The 20,124-nt window shown below is 70.5% G+C and carries 21 protein-coding genes; 14 read left to right on the forward strand and 7 right to left on the reverse strand.

Annotation, left to right across the window (positions count from 1 at the left end; all coding sequences use genetic code 11):
• Positions 1 to 16: 16 nt before the first annotated feature.
• Entirely contained in the window at positions 17 to 490 is a 474-nt protein-coding gene (locus P8A20_RS22270) for an Lrp/AsnC family transcriptional regulator (protein WP_147963653.1), read from the reverse strand.
• Between the two features lie 122 nt (positions 491 to 612).
• On the opposite strand from P8A20_RS22270, the gene hppD reads away from it, so the two are divergent.
• Positions 613 to 1,758, forward strand: a complete 1,146-nt coding sequence (hppD, locus tag P8A20_RS22275; protein ID WP_147963652.1) for a 4-hydroxyphenylpyruvate dioxygenase — start codon at positions 613 to 615, stop codon at positions 1,756 to 1,758.
• 59 nt (positions 1,759 to 1,817) lie between these two features.
• Here hppD and P8A20_RS22280 read toward each other — a convergent pair whose 3' ends face one another.
• Positions 1,818 to 3,476, reverse strand: a complete 1,659-nt coding sequence (locus P8A20_RS22280) for a tetratricopeptide repeat protein (RefSeq protein ID WP_306104105.1) — start codon at positions 3,474 to 3,476, stop codon at positions 1,818 to 1,820.
• A gap of 97 nt (positions 3,477 to 3,573) precedes the next feature.
• Here P8A20_RS22280 and P8A20_RS22285 point away from each other — a divergent pair, with 97 nt between their 5' ends.
• A complete protein-coding gene (locus P8A20_RS22285) occupies positions 3,574 to 4,941 on the forward strand; it encodes an FAD-binding oxidoreductase (protein WP_147963650.1) in 1,368 nt (455 codons plus the stop codon).
• 17 nt (positions 4,942 to 4,958) lie between these two features.
• On the opposite strand, the gene P8A20_RS22290 is transcribed toward P8A20_RS22285, so the two are convergent.
• Positions 4,959 to 5,435, reverse strand: coding sequence for an SsgA family sporulation/cell division regulator (locus P8A20_RS22290; protein ID WP_147964124.1), 477 nt, complete (start codon positions 5,433 to 5,435; stop codon positions 4,959 to 4,961).
• A 216-nt stretch (positions 5,436 to 5,651) separates the two neighbouring features.
• Between P8A20_RS22290 and P8A20_RS22295 the strand changes: the two genes are divergently transcribed.
• The gene (locus P8A20_RS22295; protein ID WP_306104106.1) at positions 5,652 to 7,217 is read left to right on the forward strand and encodes an RDD family protein; all 1,566 of its coding nucleotides are present in this window, start codon (positions 5,652 to 5,654) and stop codon (positions 7,215 to 7,217) included.
• 88 nt (positions 7,218 to 7,305) lie between these two features.
• Positions 7,306 to 7,950: an RDD family protein gene (locus P8A20_RS22300; RefSeq protein WP_147963649.1), complete on the forward strand. Its 645-nt coding sequence runs from the start codon at positions 7,306 to 7,308 to the stop codon at positions 7,948 to 7,950.
• An 11-nt stretch (positions 7,951 to 7,961) separates the two neighbouring features.
• On the opposite strand, the gene P8A20_RS22305 is transcribed toward P8A20_RS22300, so the two are convergent.
• On the reverse strand, positions 7,962 to 8,252 hold the full coding sequence (locus tag P8A20_RS22305; RefSeq protein ID WP_147963648.1) for a hypothetical protein: 291 nt from the start codon (positions 8,250 to 8,252) through the stop codon (positions 7,962 to 7,964).
• A gap of 381 nt (positions 8,253 to 8,633) precedes the next feature.
• Between P8A20_RS22305 and P8A20_RS22310 the strand changes: the two genes are divergently transcribed.
• Positions 8,634 to 11,033 (forward strand): immune inhibitor A domain-containing protein, encoded by a 2,400-nt coding sequence (locus tag P8A20_RS22310; RefSeq protein ID WP_306104107.1) that lies wholly within the window; start codon positions 8,634 to 8,636, stop codon positions 11,031 to 11,033.
• Between the two features lie 123 nt (positions 11,034 to 11,156).
• A complete protein-coding gene (locus tag P8A20_RS22315; protein ID WP_147963646.1) occupies positions 11,157 to 11,501 on the forward strand; it encodes a hypothetical protein in 345 nt (114 codons plus the stop codon).
• A 52-nt stretch (positions 11,502 to 11,553) separates the two neighbouring features.
• Here the strand turns inward: P8A20_RS22315 and P8A20_RS22320 are convergent, their stop codons facing one another.
• Together P8A20_RS22320 and P8A20_RS22325 are read right to left on the reverse strand one after the other, a co-directional pair.
• Positions 11,554 to 12,138, reverse strand: a complete 585-nt coding sequence (locus tag P8A20_RS22320) for an isochorismatase family protein (RefSeq protein ID WP_147963645.1) — start codon at positions 12,136 to 12,138, stop codon at positions 11,554 to 11,556.
• Between the two features lie 233 nt (positions 12,139 to 12,371).
• Entirely contained in the window at positions 12,372 to 13,700 is a 1,329-nt protein-coding gene (locus tag P8A20_RS22325; protein WP_147963644.1) for a nicotinate phosphoribosyltransferase, read from the reverse strand.
• 88 nt (positions 13,701 to 13,788) lie between these two features.
• Between P8A20_RS22325 and clpS the strand changes: the two genes are divergently transcribed.
• The 7 genes from clpS to P8A20_RS22355 all read left to right on the forward strand — a co-directional run bounded on the left by clpS (position 13,789) and on the right by P8A20_RS22355 (position 18,594).
• Positions 13,789 to 14,097, forward strand: a complete 309-nt coding sequence (gene clpS / locus P8A20_RS22330; RefSeq protein WP_109879765.1) for an ATP-dependent Clp protease adapter ClpS — start codon at positions 13,789 to 13,791, stop codon at positions 14,095 to 14,097.
• A gap of 47 nt (positions 14,098 to 14,144) precedes the next feature.
• On the forward strand, positions 14,145 to 14,732 hold the full coding sequence (locus tag P8A20_RS22335) for a DUF2017 domain-containing protein (RefSeq protein WP_147963643.1): 588 nt from the start codon (positions 14,145 to 14,147) through the stop codon (positions 14,730 to 14,732).
• 311 nt (positions 14,733 to 15,043) lie between these two features.
• Entirely contained in the window at positions 15,044 to 16,474 is a 1,431-nt protein-coding gene (locus P8A20_RS22340) for an amino acid permease (RefSeq protein ID WP_147963642.1), read from the forward strand.
• Positions 16,475 to 16,585: 111 nt separating this feature from the next.
• Positions 16,586 to 17,020, forward strand: a complete 435-nt coding sequence (locus P8A20_RS22345; RefSeq protein ID WP_147963641.1) for a M67 family metallopeptidase — start codon at positions 16,586 to 16,588, stop codon at positions 17,018 to 17,020.
• A 119-nt stretch (positions 17,021 to 17,139) separates the two neighbouring features.
• Positions 17,140 to 17,253 carry a putative leader peptide gene (locus P8A20_RS38730; RefSeq protein ID WP_015577357.1) on the forward strand — a complete coding sequence of 38 codons (114 nt, stop codon included), beginning with the start codon at positions 17,140 to 17,142 and terminating at the stop codon, positions 17,251 to 17,253.
• Positions 17,254 to 17,365: 112 nt separating this feature from the next.
• The gene (locus P8A20_RS22350; protein WP_147963640.1) at positions 17,366 to 17,644 is read left to right on the forward strand and encodes a MoaD/ThiS family protein; all 279 of its coding nucleotides are present in this window, start codon (positions 17,366 to 17,368) and stop codon (positions 17,642 to 17,644) included.
• A complete protein-coding gene (locus P8A20_RS22355) occupies positions 17,644 to 18,594 on the forward strand; it encodes a PLP-dependent cysteine synthase family protein (RefSeq protein ID WP_147963639.1) in 951 nt (316 codons plus the stop codon). The genes P8A20_RS22350 and P8A20_RS22355 overlap by 1 nt, the downstream gene beginning before the upstream one ends.
• A gap of 90 nt (positions 18,595 to 18,684) precedes the next feature.
• On the opposite strand, the gene P8A20_RS22360 is transcribed toward P8A20_RS22355, so the two are convergent.
• Positions 18,685 to 19,155, reverse strand: coding sequence for a type II toxin-antitoxin system PemK/MazF family toxin (locus tag P8A20_RS22360; RefSeq protein ID WP_306104108.1), 471 nt, complete (start codon positions 19,153 to 19,155; stop codon positions 18,685 to 18,687).
• 174 nt (positions 19,156 to 19,329) lie between these two features.
• On the opposite strand from P8A20_RS22360, the gene P8A20_RS22365 reads away from it, so the two are divergent.
• Complete coding sequence (locus P8A20_RS22365; RefSeq protein ID WP_306104109.1) at positions 19,330 to 20,082, forward strand: MBL fold metallo-hydrolase; 753 nt, start codon at positions 19,330 to 19,332, stop codon at positions 20,080 to 20,082.
• Positions 20,083 to 20,124: the final 42 nt, after the last annotated feature.

Below are 20,124 nucleotides of genomic sequence, written 5' to 3' on the forward strand. Positions count from 1 at the left end.
ATGTTGCTCCGTAGGCTCAGTCGGTGTCCTCTGCAGCCTGCTCAACCAGCGGGATAATACGCAGGGGCACCGGGTTTTCCATGACGATCGCCGTGGAGGCCCGGACGATGCCATCAAAGCCCACGACGCGGTCGATCACCCGCTGGAGATCGGCGTTCGACCGGGCGACGAGGCGGCAGAGCATGTCCCCGTGACCGGTCGTCGTGTGCAGTTCCAGCACCTCGGGCACGCCACTCAAATGGGCCCGTACGTCGGTGCCTTGGCCCTGCTTGATCTCCAGCGTGGCGAACGCGGTGACGGGGTAGCCGAGCGCCGCCGGATCCACCTCCGGGCCGAAACCACGGATGACGCCATTCGACTGAAGCCGGTCCAGCCGGGCCTGCACGGTCCCGCGCGCCACCCCGAGACGTCTGGACGCCTCGAGTACACCGATACGGGGCTCGCGGGCCAGCAGCAGGATGAGCCGGCCGTCCAGATGATCGATCGCCATGATCCGTCTCCCGATGGTCAGGCTGTACAGATGGCCCGCCCATCCTCGCGTCAGGCTGGACGTATTGACCAGTGGATGTACGAACTGTTGCGCACCTTGCGGAGCGGCGGGAACCTTCGGACATGACTGAGACTGTGCACACCACCCCCGACACCGCCCGGCAGGCCGATCCCTTCCCGGTCAAGGGAATGGACGCGGTGGTCTTCGCCGTGGGCAACGCCAAGCAGGCGGCGCACTACTACTCGACCGCCTTCGGCATGAAGCTGGTGGCCTACTCCGGGCCGGAGAACGGCAGCCGCGAGACCGCGAGTTACGTCCTGACCAACGGATCCGCCCGCTTCGTCCTCACCTCCGTCATCAAGGCGTCCACCGAGTGGGGCACCTTCCTCGCCGACCACGTGCACACCCACGGCGACGGTGTGGTCGACCTCGCCATCGAGGTCCCCGACGCCCGGAAGGCGTACGCCTACGCCGTCGAGCACGGAGCGACCGGCGTCACCGAGCCGTACGAGATCAAGGACGAGCACGGCACGGTCGTGCTGGCCGCCATCGCCACGTACGGAAAGACCCGCCACACGCTCGTCGACCGCTCCGGGTACGACGGCCCCTACCTCCCCGGCTACGCCGCCGCCGACCCGATCGTCGAGCCTGCCGCCAAGAGGACCTTCCAGGCCGTCGACCACTGCGTCGGCAACGTCGAGCTCGGCCGGATGAACGAGTGGGTGACCTTCTACAACAAGGTCATGGGCTTCACCAACATGAAGGAGTTCGTGGGCGACGACATCGCCACCGAGTACTCCGCCCTGATGTCGAAGGTCGTCGCCGACGGCACGCTCAAGGTGAAGTTCCCCATCAACGAGCCGGCGATCGCGAAGAAGAAGTCGCAGATCGACGAGTACCTGGAGTTCTACGGCGGCGCGGGCGTCCAGCACATCGCGCTCGCCACGAACGACATCGTCGCCTCCGTGCGCGCCATGAGGGCGGCGGGCGTGCAGTTCCTGGACACCCCGGACTCGTACTACGACACCCTGGGGGAGTGGGCGGGCGAGACCCGGGTCCCCGTGGAGACACTGCGCGAGCTGAAGATCCTCGTCGACCGTGACGAGGACGGCTACCTGCTGCAGATCTTCACCAAGCCGGTCCAGGACCGCCCGACGGTCTTCTTCGAGATGATCGAGCGGCACGGCTCGATGGGCTTCGGCAAGGGCAACTTCAAGGCCCTCTTCGAGGCGATCGAGCGCGAGCAGGAGAAGCGCGGCAACCTCTGACCACGACGCGTGAGGGGCCCCCTCCCGGGTGGGAGGGGGCCCCTCACGCGTGCGGTGCCCTACGGGGCCGCCGTGGCCCCGTCCCTCGTCCGCGGGGACGGGGAGACCGAGGCCGAAGGCTCCGGGCTCCCCTTCCCGCCGTCCGGCGAGGGCTTCTCCGAAGCTTCGGGCGAGGCCCCCGCCCCGGACTCCGGCGACGGCTCCGGCGACGGTTCCTGCGACGGCTCCGGCTCGGCCGAGGGCTCGGGCGCCGGCGGCTGCATCTGGGCCGGGCCGCCCTCCGCCGGATCACCCAGCTCGTCCAGGGCCTCCCGCGCGAGCGGGGCGGCCAGCGGCGAGAAGTCCGGATTCGTGCGCAGGGCCTCCTCCAGATGGCCGCGGGCCGGACCGTCCTGGCCGAGGGAACTCTCGATCACGCCCAGGTGATAGGCGTAGGAGGCGTTCCGCACCCCGGTCCCCACCGCCTGGTCCGCGTACTGCATGGCCTCCTCGCTCCGGCCCGCCCTGTGCAGCGACCAGGCCAGCGTGTCCGCCACTGCCGAACTGCGGCGCTGCGCCTCCCACGCGGTGCGCATCAGCTCCACCGCCGCCTCCGGGTCGCCGTGGTCGGCCTCCAGACGGGCCTCGGTCAGGGACTCGTCGACCCCGGCCGTCCTCGCCTGCGAGAGGAGGCCGCGGAGCCTCGTGTACTGGGTGCGGGCGTCGCCGTCCAGGTCCAGCGACTCGAACAGCTCGCCGAGTTCGAGCACGTACTCGGGGCGGGGCAGCTTCGTCGTCACGGTCCGGTAGTCGGCCAGGGCCTCGTCGGTGCGGCCCAGGGCGGCCAGGGCACGCGCCCGGCCCGCGAGGGACACGAGGTGGCTCCGGTCGGTGCGCAGGGCCGCGTCGTACTCCGCGAGGGCTTCGGCCGGCTCCCCCCGCTCCGCGGCGAGCTCCCCGAGGCGGTGCAGGGCCACCGCCTTCTCGGCCGCCGTGCCCGCGTGGTCCGCCGCCTCCCGGGCGGTGGCCAGGGCGTCCTCGCGCCAGCCCTGGTTGCGGTACATCTCGGACGTCCTGGCCAGCGCCGGGACACCCTTGCGGAGAGTGCCGTACTTCTCCGTGGCCTTGGCCGCGGCCGCGTAGTCGCCGAGGCCGTTGTAGGCGTCGATCAGCACCGGGTACGCCGTCCAGCCCTTCGGCTGCCGCGAACGGACCGTCTCACCCCACTTCTTCGCGGCGAGGAAGTCGTTCCGGGCGTTGGCGAGCGCCCCGAGACCCACCCACGCCTCCGTGTTCCCGCGCTCACCCGGCTGAGCGGCCAGCGAACGCTGGAGGGCCTGCTCGGCCCGGGAGTAGTACGCCGCGTCCGCGGACCGCCGTCCCCACTCGACGTACGCCGAGCCCAGCACCGCCCAGGACGGGGCGTCCGCGGGGTGCGTCTCCACCCACTTCTGCCGGTCACCGATGAGGGCCGTCAGATCGGACAGGGACGCCGGTGACCCGGCCGCCGCCGCGGCCTCGGCCCGTGCCACGGGCCCCGGTGCCGGCGGCGCGGCCATGTCGTCGTCCGGTACGGCGATCACCGCACCGGCCACGAGCACGGCTCCGGCCACCGCGCCGAAGGCCGCCCTGCGCAGTGTGGTGCGGATCGGCGCGGGAGGCGGTGGGACGGACGTCGCGCCCTGGGGCGGCAGGGGGGAGTAGGGCGGCTCCGGGTTCTGCTGCGGCTTGGCATCCATGACCATCACTCTGCGTCAGTACGAAGATCGCATCGCGCTCCGTGAAGGCCGACGCAGACGGGTTCACACCATTGGCCCCGGGTGCCACGCTTGGATCATGGACGCACTCCTCGAACGACTGCGCGCGGGTCTTCCCGCCGAGGCCCTGATCACCGATCCGGACGTCACCGCCTCGTACGCCCACGACATGGCGAGCTTCTGCGATGCCGGCACCCCCGCCGTCGTCGTGCTCCCGCGCACGGTCGAGGAGGTCCAGCACGTCATGCGGACCGCCACCGCCCTGCGGGTCCCGGTCGTCCCCCAGGGCGCGAGGACCGGTCTGTCGGGCGCGGCCAACGCCTCCGACGGCTGCATCGTGCTCTCCCTGGTCAGGATGGACCGGATCCTGGAGATCAGCCCGGTCGACCGGATCGCGGTCGTGGAACCGGGCGTCGTCAACGCCGCGCTCTCCCGCGCGGTCGGCGAACTCGGGCTGTACTACCCGCCGGACCCGTCGAGCTGGGAGATGTGCACGATCGGCGGGAACATCGGCACCGCCTCCGGCGGACTGTGCTGCGTGAAGTACGGCGTCACCGCCGAGTACGTCCTGGGCCTGGAGGTCGTCCTGGCCGACGGACGGCTGCTGAACACCGGCCGGCGTACCGCGAAGGGCGTGGCGGGATACGACCTCACCCGGCTCTTCGTCGGCTCCGAGGGCAGCCTCGGCATCGTCGTCAAGGCCGTCCTCGCGCTGCGGCCCCGGCCGCCGCAGCAGCTCGTGCTCGCCGCGGAGTTCCCCTCCGCGGCGGCGGCCTGTGACGCCGTGTGCCGGATCATGGAGCGGGGACACACCCCGTCACTCCTCGAACTGATGGACCGTACGACCGTGCGTGCCGTCAACGCGATGACCTCCATGGGCCTCCCCGAATCCACCGAGGCCCTCCTGCTCTGCGCGTTCGACACGCCCGACCCGGCGGCGGACCTCGCCGCCGTCGGGGAACTCTGCAAGGCGTCCGGAGCCACCGAGGTGGTGCCCGCCGACGACGTCGCCGAGTCCGAACTCCTGCTGCAGGCCCGCCGGTCGGCCCTTCCCGCCCTGGAGACCGTCAAGTCGGCCACGATGATCGACGACGTGTGCGTGCCGCGCTCCCGGCTGGGCGCCATGATCGAGGGAACCGCCGCGATCGCCGAGAAGTTCGCGCTGACCATCGGTGTCTGCGCCCACGCGGGCGACGGCAACACCCACCCCGTCGTCTGTTTCGACCACACGGACCCCGACGAATCCCGCCGGGCCCGCGCGTCCTTCGACGAGATCATGGCGCTGGGCCTCGAACTGGGCGGCACCATCACCGGCGAACACGGGGTCGGTGTACTGAAGAAGGAGTGGCTCGCCCGCGAACTGGGCGAGGTCGGGCTCGAGTTGCAGCGAGGTATCAAGGCCGCCTTCGACCCGCTCGGACTGCTCAATCCCGGCAAGCTGTTCTGAGGGCGGCGTACCACCGCTCACCCCTCGCCGTCCTGCGGCTCGTCCTGGGACCACGGATCGCTCAGCCACAGGTCGTCGGCCGGCAGCGGGGTGAGCAGCTCGGAGAGCGCCCCGTCCAGGCCCAGCAGTCCGCTCTCGGTCCCCGGGGGCACCACCCGCAGGGTGCGCTCCACCCAGGCGGTCACGGCGACGGACGGCACCTCCAGCAGGGCGTCGCCGTCGGGCGAGGTGAGGGCGACACAGATGATGCCCCGTTCCTCGACCTTCGTCGGCCAGATCCGTACGTCCCCGTGCCCGCACGGCCGGAACGCCCCTTCCACCAGCAGCTCGCGGGCGAACGTCCAGTGCACGGGCGACTCGGAGCCGATGTGGAAGGTGACGTGCACGGCGTACGGGTCGTCGGTGAAGTACGAGAGCCGGGCGGGCACGGGGACCGACCGCTCCGGCGACAGGACCAGCTTCACTTCGAGCTCGCGTTCCACGGCGTTCTGCATGAGGTGCACGACCTTCCGATGCTCGTAGGGGCCGGTTCCTCGACCGGTCCTCACAAGGAGAGAGCGCCCTCCCGGACGTCTATGACGCGACTTCCCAGAAAAACTTGCCCGGACCCTGAAAGTGGTCCAAACGGCAGGACAGGCCCGGGGGTGCTCGGCGGTCTGATAGATGTGGACCCTTGTATTGAGGCCTCGAAGAGATACGGGACCACGGTGATGAGCGCCCCAACCCCGGCACCCGGTGACGAAAGCCCCAGCGAGGGCTACTACCCCGACCCGTCCATCCCCGGATACGTCCGGTACTGGAACGGCGCTTCGTGGGTCCCCGGCACCAGTCGGCCCGCGCCCCAGCAGGGCCGGACGACTCGCGCGACGACACCCGCTCCGACTCCCGCGACGCCGCCCTCCCCGGCGGCCGACGCGGCCCCGGGCAGGCCCGCCCCGGTGGACGAGACGGGGCCCATGTACCTGGACGAGGTCGAGGGGGCGGACGCGGCGCGGGGGGACGCCGGCCCGGGCGCCGCCGAGGTGGACGCGGCCCGCGGCCGGTCCCTGCCATCGACCGCCTGGCAGGCGGACACCTCCCGGCAGACCGGCTTCGGCGGCGACCGCGACAACCGCGTCTCGTGGGGCGGCCAGGACCCGCGCGCCCCCGAGGCCAGCACGTCCGGCCCCGAGGCCCGCACCCCCGAGCCCCGTACGTCCGGCCCCGGTGCCCCGCCCGCCGCCTCCGCCCCGGCGGACGGCGCGCCCGCCGACCCACGGCGGCCCGGCGGCCCGGACCCGACGCGCGGCGCCCTGCCCGGTATGCGCGACGGCAACGACGAGGTGCCCGACGGCACCGTGACCATCCGCGCCGACCGTCCCGGAAGCGGCGGCCGTCCGCCGACCGACGGTACGGTCACGATCCGCGCAGTGGGCCCCGCCGCCGACCGTCCTCGGCGTCCGCGTGCGGAGGGGCCCGCGGGTCCCGCGCACGCCGACGGCACGATGACGATCCGTGCCGTGCAGCCCGGGGGCACCGCGCAGCCCGCCCCGGCCCCTGCGCCGGTCCCGCAGCCGCAGGGGCTGAACACCCCTCTGACGCCGGGCCCCGGCGGCGGATCCGCGTCCTGGCCGCAGCAGGTCCACCAGCTCGCCCAGCCCGAGCAGGCGGCGCGCCCCCAGCAGCCCCGGCCGCAGCAGAGCCCGATGCCCACGCAGCAGCAGGGTGCCGGGCCCGGGCAGCAGCAGCCCGTCGTGCCCTGGAAGCCCGTGGCGGACGACCCCTTCCAGCAGCTCGTCCGGTCCCAGGCCGCCGCCCGGCCCGCGGCGCTCGGCAAGAGGCTGGCCGCACGGCTGCTGGACACGGTCGTCCTCGGCGCGGTCGTCGGCGCGGTCGGCTTCCCGCTGGTCACCCAGGCGCTGGAGCACATCGACCGGAAGATCGAAGCGGCGAAGATGTCCGGTGAGACGGTGACCGTCTGGCTCCTGGACTCCACCACGGCCGGCCTGTTCGGCGGGGTGCTCGCCGCCTTCCTGGTCCTCGGCTTCCTCCTGGAGGCCGTGCCCACCTCCAAGTGGGGCCGCACGCTGGGCAAGAAGCTGTGCGGCATCGAGGTGCGGGACATCGAGTCCCACGACGCGCCGAGCCTGGGGGCCGCCCTGCGCCGGTGGCTGGTCTACGGGGTGCTTGGTCTGGCCGTCGTCGGTGTGGTCAACGTGCTCTGGTGTCTGATCGACCGTCCGTGGCGCCAGTGCTGGCACGACAAGGCCGCCCGCACCTTCGTCGCGGGCCGGTAGGGGCGGCGTACGCCCGTGTGCTGACGCCCCGTCCCCCGAAGGGACCTCAGCCGTTGCGGGCCTTCACGGGCCGGGGTGCACTGCCCCCATGAGCACTGAACCACCGCCTCCGCCGCCCGACGACGACCCCTTCTCGAAGAGGCCGCCGCAGGGGCCTCCGAGCGGTTCGCCCTACGACAGCGGGCCGCCTCCGCCCCCGCCGCCGAACGACCCGTACGGCGGCGGCGGTCCCTACGGCGGTGCCGATCCGCTGGCCGGCATGCCGCCGCTCGCCGAACCGGGCAAGCGGATCCTGGCGCGGCTGATCGACTTCCTCATCATCTCGATCCCGCTGTATCTGATCTCGCTGCCCTTCGGCGGGGCGGTCGACGTCTCGGACGACGGCAACGACGACTTCGGCAACGCGGTGGGCAACGCCTACACAGGGCACCAGCTCGTCTGGTCGCTGATCGGCCTGGTGGTGTACGTCGCCTACGACACGTACTTCACCCACAAGGACGGCCGGACTCCGGGCAAGCGGCTGCTGAAGATGCGCGTCGCGATGCTCAACGACGGCTCGGTCCCCGACACGAGCTCCTCGCTGATGCGTGCCGTCGTGCTCTGGCTCCCGGCGCTGCTGTGCTGCCCGTGCCTGTGGTGGCTCATCAACATCGTGCTGATGTTCACCGACAAGCCCTACCGGCAGGGCCTGCAGGACAAGGCGGGCAAGACCGTGGTCGTCACCGTCCCGTGAGCGGCGGGTGTTCAGCGGCGCAGCGAGTGCTCACCGACCTGCCGGCGCTGAGCGGCGGCGATCTCGATGTCCTCGATCGTGCGGTGCGTACGGGCGGCGGTGGGCGGCGGCGTCGCCTCCCGGACCGTCCTCGTGCGGGCCGGCAGGGCCACGGCCACCAGCAGGCCGAGCACCATCGCGGCGGTCCCCACGGCGGCGACACCGATGCCGGACTCCGTGCGGAACAGCAGCAGCATGGCGAGGGCGGAGAAGACGACGGTGGCCGAACCGTAGGAGAACTGTGCGGCAGTCGGACGCGGCATGGCGGTATCCGTCCTCGGGGTGTCGGATAGGGAGGTCTCTCAACACGTTCGCACTGTCAATCGACTCTACGACGGTGGATGCCCGTGGGGAACCGGTAGTAAGCGTGGCCTAACCCACGGTGCCGGTGCACGGGGGGCGCACTGAGTCACGCTCCTGCCGACGAGGGTTTCGGACGCGCCGGTTGACAGATCGAGGGTCCCGCGGCCCCGTCCGGATACCGGAAGAGGACTCCCGCATAGTGCACTTGGTGTGTGCAAGTCAAGGTCTGTCTTTTCTCTCATAACTCCGATCAAATGTCGTCACTTGTGACGCGTTGAACGCGCGCGGCCCCGTAATCACCCCCTGGCCGCGGACGCGAACGCCGGGGAGGACTGCATCAAGTGACCACTCAGAGACGGGCGCTGCGCGCAACCGCCGTAGCCGTGTGCCTGGCCGCCACCGCCGCGACGGCCTCAGCCTTCGCCACGGCGCAGGCGGACGACAGGGCGCCGGCATCCGGCGCCACCACCGTGGACCGGCGCGACCCCGCACCGGTCAAGGCCCACGAGCACGACCTGGAAGGCCCCTTCAGCAAGGAGCAGGACGCCCAGCGGCAGGCCGCGCTGGAGCAGGTCCTGTCCGGCGACAAGAAGGTGACCGCCAGGGACGGCTCCAAGGTCGTCAAGCTCGGCAAGAGCAAGTACGTCGAGCTCGGCCGGGAGAAGACCGACAAGATCTTCACCATCCTCGTGGAGTTCGGCGACCAGGTCGACGACACCACGATGTTCGACCCCGACGGCGACGGCCCGAAGCCCCCGGTCAAGAAGTACGGCGGCACGCCCGGCCCGCTGCACAACGAGATAGCCGAGCCGGACCCGGCGAAGGACAACAGCACCGCCTGGCAGGCCGACTACGACCAGGCCCACTTCCAGGACCTCTACTTCGGTGAGGGCAAGGGCAAGGAATCGCTCAAGACGTACTACGAGAAGACGTCCTCCGGGCGCTACTCCGTCGACGGCGAGGTCTCCGACTGGGTCAAGGTCCCCTACAACGAGGCCCGTTACGGCTCGAACTACTGCGGTTCGACCAACTGCGCCAACGTCTGGGACGCGGTCCGCGACGGGGTCAACGCCTGGGTCGCCGACCAGAAGGCCAAGGGCCGCACGCAGGACCAGATCAAGGCCGACCTGGCGCAGTACGACCAGTGGGACCGCTACGACTTCGACGGCGACGGCGACTTCAACGAGCCCGACGGCTACATCGACCACTTCCAGCTGGTCCACGCCGGCGAGGACGAGTCCGCGGGCGGCGGCGCCGAGGGCACCAACGCCATCTGGGCGCACCGCTGGTACGCCTACGGCACCAACGCCGGTGCGACGGGCCCCACGGGCAACAAGGCCGGCGGCGCCGAGATCGGCGACACGGGCATCTGGGTCGGTGACTACACCGCGCAGCCCGAGAACGGCGGCCTGGGCGTCTTCGCCCACGAGTACGCCCACGACCTCGGCCTCCCGGACCTGTACGACACCTCCGGCGGCGGCGAGAACTCGGTCGGTTTCTGGTCGCTGATGTCGGCGGGCTCCTGGCTCGGCACCGGCAAGGGCGAGATCGGCAACCTCCCCGGCGACATGACCGCCTGGGACAAGCTGCAGCTCGGCTGGCTCGACTACGACACGGCGAAGGCCGCGACGAAGTCGACGCACAAGCTGGGTGTCTCGGAGTACAACACCAAGGACAAGCAGGCGCTCGTCGTCGAGCTGCCCGAGAAGGAAGTCACCACCACCGTCACGAAGCCCGCGCAGGGCTCGAAGCAGTGGTGGAGCGACATGGGCGACGACCTGTCGAACACCCTGACGCGCCCGGTCGACCTGACCGGAATGACGTCCGCGTCGCTGGACCTGTCCGGCTGGTACGACATCGAGGCCGACTACGACTACCTCTACACCGAGGTCTCGGACAACGGCGGCACCAGCTGGACCGCGCTCGACGGCACGGCGGACGGCAAGGCCATCCCGCGTGACGCCAGCGACAAGCCGGCCCTGACCGACGTCTCCGGCGCCGTCAAGAAGCTCTCGTACCCGCTGAACGCCTACGCGGGCAAGAAGATCGACCTGCGCTTCCGCTACCAGACGGACGGCGGCGCGGGCGGCAAGGGCTTCACCGCCGACGCCATCACCGTCACCGCCGACGGCGCCGTCCTCTTCGCGGACGACGCGGAGGGCGACGACAACGGCTGGACCGCCAAGGGCTTCTCGCGGATCGGTGAGTCGTTCACCAACGACTACCCGCAGTACTACATCGCCGAGAACCGCCAGTACGTCTCGTACGACAAGACCCTCGAGGTCGGCCCGTACAACTTCGGCTTCACCACCACCCGTCCGGACTGGGTCGAGCACTACTCGTACCAGAACGGCCTGATGGTGTGGCTCTGGGACACCTCCCAGAAGGACAACAACACGTCCGTGCACCCCGGGCAGGGCCTGATCCTGCCGGTGGACTCGCACGCCAAGCCGCTGAAGTGGACGAACGGCTCGCTCCTGCGCAACAAGATCCAGCCCTTCGACGCGCCGTTCAGCTGGTACCCGAACAAGGGCTTCACGCTGCACAACGCGGACGTCCCGCTGAAGATCAAGCCGTCGCTGGGCGTCCCGGTCTTCGACGACCGCAAGGGCACCTACTGGTACGAGGAAAACCCGACAGGAAGTGTCAAGGTTTCTGACACCAACACCCGGATCACCATCGTCAACGAGCCCCTCAGCGGCTCGACGATGACCGTGAAGGTCGGGCCCTCGGGCAAGTAGTCGACAAAGCGCCAGGTCACAGCATGATCGGCCGTCGCCCTCTAGCGGGCGGCGGCCGATCGTGTTTAGGTGCGTCCTACCGAATCCTTATTGACACGAAGTCTTACGGGGGGAGCGCGAAGCATGGCAGGCGGAGGTTTCTGCAGGTTGCCCAACGGCACCGTGGTGGTGGCACTGACCCTGAACGGCCCGGCGGCCGGACCGGGCCCCGGAGAACAGGTGCGGGTGCTCGTGCACGCCGCGAACCGGGCGCGCGCCCTGACCAGGCTGCGCAACCTCGGAATGCGTGCCGTCTACCTCCGGGGCAACGCCCAGCCGCCGACCCCGGACGAGGTCACGGCGGTCCTGCACCACCCGGACGGGCTGCTCTGGCGCACCGCGCCCCAGACCGGCCAGGAGCTCTGGCACCCGATACGGGCGCTGCTGGGTTCCGCCGGATACGCCGGACCCGCCCGCCCGGCGGCCTGAGCGCGCCCGGCACGGGGCGGACCGGCCGGCCCCGCGACCCAGGCCCGCGGGATCAGACGACCGGCTTGCCCGACAGCTCCACGCCCGCGGTGCGCAGCTCCTCGAGAGCCCGCGCCGTGGTCCCCTCGGCGACTCCGGCCGTCAGGGCCAGCAGCACGTGCGTGGCGAAACCCTCACGGGCGGCGTCCAGCGCGGTGGCCCGCACACAGTGGTCCGTCGCGATGCCCACGACGTCGACCGCGGTGACGGACCGGTCCCGCAGCCACTGGGCGAGCCCGGTGCCGTTCTCGTCGACGCCCTCGAAACCGCTGTACGCCGCGGTGTACGCGCCCTTGTCGAAGACGCTGTCGATCGCCCCGGAGGCGACGGCGGGGGCGAAATTGGGGTGGAAGCCCACACCCTCCGTGCCGGCGACGCAGTGCGGCGGCCAGGAGCGCTCGAAGTCGGGAGCGGCGGAGAAGTGGTCACCGGGATCGATGTGGTGGTCCCGGGTGGCCACGACATGGCTGTAGCCGGGCTGGGCCTCGCCGATCAGGTCGGTGATGGCGGCGGCGACATCTGCGCCGCCCGCCACCGCGAGGCTGCCGCCCTCGCAGAAGTCGTTCTGAACGTCGACGACGATCAAGGCGCGATGCATGACGGTTGTCCTTCGATGGGGGTTCGGCGTGTTCCGCGGACCGGTGCGGTGGGGATGCCACCGAGCCTAGAGACTCGGCGCACCCGGCGGGAGGGGGTGCACGCATCGGCTCTCCCCCCCGACACGCCCGACGGTGCGGCGCCGGTTCCGGGGAGCACGCGCGGGCGGGCTCCCCGGAACCGGACCGGCGCCCGGGGACGGGGCGGGCAGGTCCCACGTGTACCCCGAGGGCCTCAGGCGTACTCCGTCGGCAGCACCGGCTCCCCGCGCGACAGCTGCATCGCCGACATCGGGAGCCCGGCGCGTGCCGCGCTGTGGCGTTCCCGCGCGGCCTCCAGCGGCTCCCGGGCGACGACCTCGCCGCCCCTGACCAGTTCCACCAGGAGCTGCTGGTCCGCCAGCTCCGCCGGGACGTCACCGGTGCCGATCACCTCGGCCTCCGCGACCCCGTACTCGTCCAGCCGGCGAGCCGCCCACTTGCGGCCGCCCCTCGACGACTTCGCTCCCAGCGACTTCTTCACCACCGGCAGCAGCGGATCGGCCGGATCGGCGGATCGCGCACGCGCCACCAGCTTGTAGACCATGGAGCACGTCGGGTGCCCGCTCCCGGTCACCAGCTGGGTGCCCACCCCGTACGCGTCGACCGGGGCGGCGGCCAGCGAGGCGATCGCGTACTCGTCCAGGTCGGACGTCACCACGATCTTCGTCTCCGTGGCGCCCAGCTCGTCCAGCTGCTGCCGCACCCGGTGGGCGACGAGCAGCAGGTCGCCCGAGTCGATGCGTACGGCCCCCAGCTCCGGTCCCGCGATCTCCACCGCCGTACGGACCGCCTCGGTCACGTCGTAGGTGTCGACCAGCAGCGAGGTCCCGCGGCCCAGCGAGTCCACCTGGGCCTGGAACGCGTCCCGCTCGCTGTCGTGCAGCAGGGTGAAGGCGTGCGCGCTCGTCCCGACCGTCGGGATGTTGTAGCGGAAGCCCGCGGCGAGGTCCGAGGTGGTGTGGAAGCCGCCGACGTACGCCGCGCGGGCCGACGCCACCGCCGACAGCTCGTGCGTGCGCCGGGCGCCCATCTCGATGAGCCGGCGCCCGCCCGCGGCGGCCGACATCCGGGACGCGGCGGCGGCGATCGCCGAGTCGTGGTTCAGGATCGACAGGATCACGGTCTCCAGCAGCACGCACTCGGCGAAGGAGCCCTCGACCCGCAGCAGCGGCGAGCCCGGGAAGTAGACCTCGCCCTCCGGGTAGCCCCAGATGTCGCCGCTGAAGCGGTAGTCCGCCAGCCAGTCGACGGTGGAGGCGTCCACGATGTTCTGGTCGCGCAGGAAGGCGAGCATCTCGTCGTCGAAGTGGAAGTTCTCCACCGCGTCCAGCACGCGCCCGGTGCCCGCGACGACGCCGTAGCGCCGCCCCTCGGGCAGTCGGCGCGTGAAGGCCTCGAAGACGGAGCGCCGGTCCGCGGTGCCGGCCTTCAGTGCGGCCTGCACCATCGTGAGCTCGTACTGGTCGGTGAAGAGCGCGGTCGACGGCACACCGACCCGTCGCCCAAGGTCCGCTGAGTTCATGCCGGGGATGCTACTCCCTATTCGTCAAAGTGACGAGATGGGGGCGCCGTTTGTGCGCGGGCCCCCCTCTGGTGGCAGCATGGGGTAGGTGAGCGTTGCTTCCCCCGTAGAGATCGAACGTCCCGAATCGGCCGAGGAGACCTTCGCCGTCCCTGAGCCCGATGTCCCGTGGGTGACGCTGGTGCACAACGACCCGGTCAACCTCATGAGCTATGTGACGTATGTCTTCCAGGCCTACTTCGGCTACTCCAAGGACAAGGCGCACAAGCTGATGCTCGACGTCCACCAGAAGGGCCGCGCCGTCGTCTCCAGCGGCAGCCGCGAGGAGATGGAACGCGACGTCCAGGCCATGCACGGATACGGGCTCTGGGCCACCCTGACCCAGGACCGCAACTGACCCACCCACCACCGCTGCCCTCCGTCCGACCCACCATCGGAGAATTCATGGCCGGCCACTTCGAGGCCACCCCAGGCGGCGGCGCGTCCGTCGCCCTCGACGAGGTCGAGGTCGCGATCCTGCGCTCCCTCGCCGTCCAGCTGCTCGAACTGATCGGCCCGGGCACCGAACCCGCCGAGGGCGAGGACCCGCTCGCCGCGCTCTTCGCGGAAGGGCCGAGCGAACCGCCCTCCGACCCGGCCCTGGCCCGGCTCTTCCCCGAGGCGTACGGCGACGCGGACAAGGAGCTGCGTGAGGCGTCCGCCGAGTTCCGCCGCTTCACCGAGAACGACCTGCGCACGCGCAAGCGCGAGGACGCCCTCGCCGTCGTGCGGTCGCTCGACGCGCTCGCGCCCGTACCCGAAGACGGCGCGGTGCTCTCCCTCGCCGCCGACGAGTGCCGCCACTGGCTGGGCTCCCTCAACGACCTCCGGCTCACCATCGGCACCCGCCTCGAGGTGTCCGACGAGGACGAGGGCCAGGACGGATCGCTCTACCGGCTCCCGGACAGCGACCCCCGCAAACCCATGGTCATGGCCTATCTCTGGCTCGGCGCGCTCCAGGAAACCCTCATCGAAACGCTGATGCCCGACTGAGATCCCCGGGAACCACGGGCTCGCTCAACGGATGCTCAAATCCGAATAACGATCCCGTCACCTGAACGGCGTTCTTTGCAGCGCCTGGAAACGCTTGTCCGCTTTTTCCTGTGGTGTGCGCCACATAATGTCCGTCGGGCTCGCCCGGCGGTCGTGATAAATCTTCACGACCGCCCGGGGACGCCACCCCTGTCCCCGGGGGCGCTACAAGCCGGCCGAACGCCGGCGGCACTCCATCCATATCCGGGGGGATCAGGACCTGATCCGACGCCGAGGGCGGCGCGGATCGGCGTGGAGAAAGGCGCACCACCATGACATCGGCGCAGGTCGACAACGGACAGGCGGACGGCCCGAAGGCCGTCGACGCCCCGGCGGGCGAGGGCTACCAGCGTGGCCTGGGAGCCCGTCAGATCCAGATGATCGCCATCGGCGGAGCCATCGGCACAGGACTCTTCCTCGGCGCGGGCAAGGCCATCGACAGGGCCGGGCCCAGCCTCATCCTCGCCTACGCCATCGCGGGCCTGGTCATCTTCTTCATCATGCGCGCCCTGGGCGAACTCCTCATGTACCGCCCGGTGTCCGGCTCCTTCTCGGAGTACGCCCGCGAATTCCTCGGCCCCTTCTTCGGATTCGTGACCGGATGGACGTACTGGCTCTTCTGGGTCGTCACCGGAATCACCGAAGTCACCGCGGCCGCCACCTATATGACGTACTGGTGGAATATCCCGCAATGGCTGTCCGCGCTGGTCTTCACCGTCATTCTCTACGGTGCCAACCTGATCTCGGTGAAGCTCTTCGGCGAGCTCGAGTTCTGGTTCTCCATGGTCAAGGTCACCGCGATCATCGGCATGATCCTCATCTGTGCCGGCGTGCTCACCGTCGGCTTCTCCGACGCCGGTGACACCGCGACCGTCGCCAACCTGTGGAACGACGGCGGCTTCTTCCCCCAGGGCATCGGCGGCACGCTGATGACCCTCCAGATCGTGATGTTCGCGTTCCTCGCCGTCGAACTCGTCGGCGTCACCGCCGGAGAGTCCAAGGACCCCAAGACCGTCCTGCCCAAGGCCATCAACACCGTGCCGTGGCGCATCGCCGTCTTCTACGTCGGCGCGCTGATCATGATCCTCTCGGTGGTCCCCTGGAGCACCTTCAAGCCGGGCGTCTCGCCGTTCGTCGCCGCCTTCGAGGAGATGGGCCTCGGCATCGGCGCCGCCATCGTCAACTTCGTCGTGCTCACCGCCGCGCTCTCCTCCTGCAACTCCGGCATGTACTCCACCGGCCGCATGCTCCGTGACCTCGCGATCAACGGCCAGGGCCCGAAGGCCTTCACCAAGCTGACGAAGAACGGCCTCCCGCTGGCCGGCACCACCTTCTCCGCCGCGCTGATGCTCGTCGGCGTCTGGATCAACTACCAGTGGCCCGGCGACGCGTTCAACTACGTCGTCTCCTTCGCCACCATCTCCGGCATGTGGGCCTGGATCATGATCCTCGTCTGCCAGATCCGCTTCCGCGCCAAGGCCGACCGAGGCGAACTGCCCCAGTCCAGCTTCAAGGCTCCCGGAGCCCCCTTCAGCAGCTGGTTCGCCCTCGCGTTCATCGGCCTCGTCATCGTCATGATGGCCATCGACAAGGACGCCAGGATCTCCCTGTACTGCGCGCCGCTGTGGGGCCTCATCCTGGGCGTCTCCTACCTGGTCCTCAAGGCGCGCAACCCCGACAACAAGGCCTTCGCCAAGCGCTGACCCGCGCGACGGCAGCCCCAGGACACCGCCGCCCCAACGGCACTGTCCGGCATACGGGCCCCCGCGTACCACTCCTCGGTACGCGGGGGCCCTCTGCTTATCCTGGGCGCCATGCTGACCCTTACCCAGGCGCTCTACGACCAGATCGTCGCGCACTCCCGCGCGGACCACCCCGACGAGGCGTGCGGAGTGGTCGCCGGCCCGGCCGGAGAGGACCGCGCGGAACGCTTCGTCCCCATGCTCAACGCCGCACGCTCACCCACGTTCTACGAATTCGACTCCGCGGACCTGCTCAAGCTCTACCGCGAGATGGACGACCGCGACGAGGAGCCGGTGATCATCTACCACTCCCACACCGCGACCGAGGCCTACCCCTCCCGCACCGACCTCACGTACGCCAACGAACCCGGCGCCCACTACGTGCTGGTCTCCACCGCGGACACCGACGACGAAGGCCCCTTCCAGTTCCGGTCCTACCGCATCGTCGACGGCGAGATCACCGAGGAAGAAGTCGAGGTCGTCGAGGCCTACCCCACCGCAGCCTGACGCGCGGGGGCGGCTCCGGCACCCCGCCGCCCCACCGTCTGTCCACATGGCGAACGCTCACCATCCACGATGTGGAATCACACTCCGGAAACCCGGTCGGGAATCGATACGATGAGCCCATGGTTCCCCATGACGTGAGCGACAAGACGCCGGGCATGCTGCTCGTCGCGCGGCTGCACGTCGACCTGTGCAGGCTTTCCAGCGCGATGTGTCCGGCTGCCGCCTGCCCGTGAACCGCCCGGCCTGAGCCGCGGTCCGAGCGCACCACGTACGCACCACCCCCGCGCGGGGGCACACAAACGCGCGCCCCACGCCACCTCCCCGCTTTCGACAGGAGCCCACGCCATGGCCATCGAGGTCCGCATCCCGACCATCCTCCGCACCTACACCGACGGCGCCAAGGCCGTCGAAGGCAACGGGGACACCCTCGCCGACCTCCTCACCGACCTGGAGACCCGCCACAACGGCATCCGTGAGCGCATCGTCGACGGCGACCAGCTCCGCCGCTTCGTGAACGTCTACCTCAACGACGAGGACGTCCGCTTCCTCGACGGCATCACCACCAAGCTCTCCGACGGCGACAACGTCACCATCCTCCCGGCCGTCGCCGGCGGCATGCGCTGATGCGGTACGACTCCCCGCTGGCGGCCGTGGGCAACACCCCCCTGGTCCGCCTCCCGCGGCTGTCCCCGTCCGAGGACGTCCGCATCTGGGCCAAGCTCGAGGACCGCAACCCCACCGGCTCGATCAAGGACCGCCCCGCGCTCCACATGGTCGAGCAGGCGGAGAAGGACGGCCGGCTGACACCCGGCTGCACCATCCTCGAACCCACCAGCGGCAACACCGGCATCTCGCTCGCCATGGCGGCCACCCTCAAGGGCTACCGCATCGTCTGCGTCATGCCGGAGAACACCTCGCAGGAACGGCGCGACCTCCTCACCATGTGGGGCGCCGAGATCATCTCCTCCCCGGCGGCAGGCGGCTCCAACACAGCCGTCCGCGTCGCCAAGGAACTCTCGGCCGAACACCCCGACTGGGTCATGCTCTACCAGTACGGCAACCCGGACAACGCCGGCGCCCACTACGCCACCACCGGACCGGAGATCCTCACCGACCTCCCCTCCATCACGCACTTCGTGGCCGGCCTCGGCACCACCGGCACCCTCATGGGCGTCGGCCGCTACCTCCGGGAGAACAAGCCCGACGTCAGCGTCGTCGCCGCCGAACCCCGCTACGACGACCTCGTCTACGGCCTGCGCAACCTCGACGAAGGCTTCGTCCCCGAGCTCTACGACGCCTCCGTCCTCACCACCCGCTTCTCCGTCGGCTCCGCCGACGCCGTCACCCGCACCCGCGAGCTCCTCCAGCAGGAAGGCATCTTCGCGGGCGTCTCCACCGGCGCCGCGCTCCACGCCGCCATCGGCGTCGGCCGCAAGGCCGTCAAGGCCGGAGAGTCCGCCGACATCGTCTTCGTCGTCGCGGACGGCGGCTGGAAGTACCTGTCCACCGGCGTCTACACCGCCCCCACGACAGAAGCCGCCATCGAAACCCTGCACGGCCAGCTCTGGGCCTGACGGACCCTCGGGACCGCACCCGAGGAACAACGGCCACACGCTCAGGAGGCGCGGGACGGGAGAACACCCCGCCCCGCGCCTCCCGCACGCTCACCCCAGATCACGCACCCGCCCCCACACCCCCCGGTCCAGCTCGCCCGCCTTCCGCCGGAACCCCGACAGCGCGACATCCCTCAGCTCGTCCGTCTCCAGAAAACTCCGCCGGCCCCGCGCGTCCCCCACCGAACCCGCCGGCAACGCGATCACCCCCGGCCGCTCCTCATGGTGCTTACTGGTGATCTTGGCGACCACCGCCGTACCGCCCCGCACCGACAGCACCAGACACGGCCGGTCCTTCGACCCCGGCCCGTCCTCGAACGGCACGTCCGCCCACCAGATCTCCCCGGGCCGCGGCTCCCCGTGCGGCCGCCCCCTCTTCCGCTCCGGAGCACGCCCCGGCGGACGCGTCCGCCCACCCGGACGCCGCGGACCACGCCCACCACGCCCCCGCGCATCGGAGACCGTCGCCACGAGCGCCAGCAGGACAACGACGGCCAGTGCCGCCCACCACCACGAGTTCATGCACCGACCGTACCGGCGCGCCGCACCGCACCCGGCCTTCCATCGAACCGGTGACAGCACAGGTGAGTTCCCCCACAACGGCAGGCCGTGGAGGAGCGACCAGCGGTTTCGCGCCTTACGCTCGACGGACCGCACGAACCCTCCCCGTTCCCAGGCCTCGGAGGTTCACGCTCCATGAAGCTCACCGTCGTCGGCTGCTCCGGCTCGTTCCCGTCACCGGGTTCGGCATGCTCGAGCTACCTCGTAGAGGCCGACGGCTTCCGGCTGCTCCTCGACATGGGCAACGGCGCCTTGGGCGAGCTGCAGCGCCACGTAGGTCTCTACGACCTCGACGCCGTCTTCCTCAGCCACCTCCATGCCGATCACTGCATCGACATGTGCGCGTACTTCGTCGTCCGGTACTACCGCTTCGACGGCGGACGCCCCGCCGCCATCCCCGTGTACGGACCGGAGGGCACCGAGCAGCGGCTCACCACGGCCCACGCCGACACCCCGTCCGACCACGCGATGAGCGAGGTCTTCGACTTCCACACGCTGAAGTCCGGGTCGTTCGAGATCGGCCCCTTCTCGGTCCGCACGGAGAAGCTCCGCCACCCCGTCGACACCTTCGGCATCAGGGTCGAGCACGACGGACGCGCCCTCACCTACTCCGGCGACACCGGCACCTGCGAGGCGCTGGCCGAACTCGCCGAGGGCTCCGACCTGTTCCTCTGCGAAGCATCGTTCGTGCACGGCAAGGAGGACATCCCGGACCTCCACCTCAACGGCCGCGAGGCGGGCGAGTACGCCGCCCGCGCCGGAGCGGGACGCCTGGTCCTCACCCACATCCCGCCGTGGACCGACGCCGACCGCAACCTCGCCGACGCCCGCGAGGTCTACGACGGCCCGGTCGACCTCGCCCTGCCCGGCGCGGTCTACGAGATCTGACGACAGGCGACAGCACGGCGAAGCCCCCGTTCCCTCCTCGGA

The organism is Streptomyces sp. Alt3 (assembly GCF_030719215.1).
Lineage (GTDB): Bacteria > Actinomycetota > Actinomycetes > Streptomycetales > Streptomycetaceae > Streptomyces > Streptomyces glycanivorans.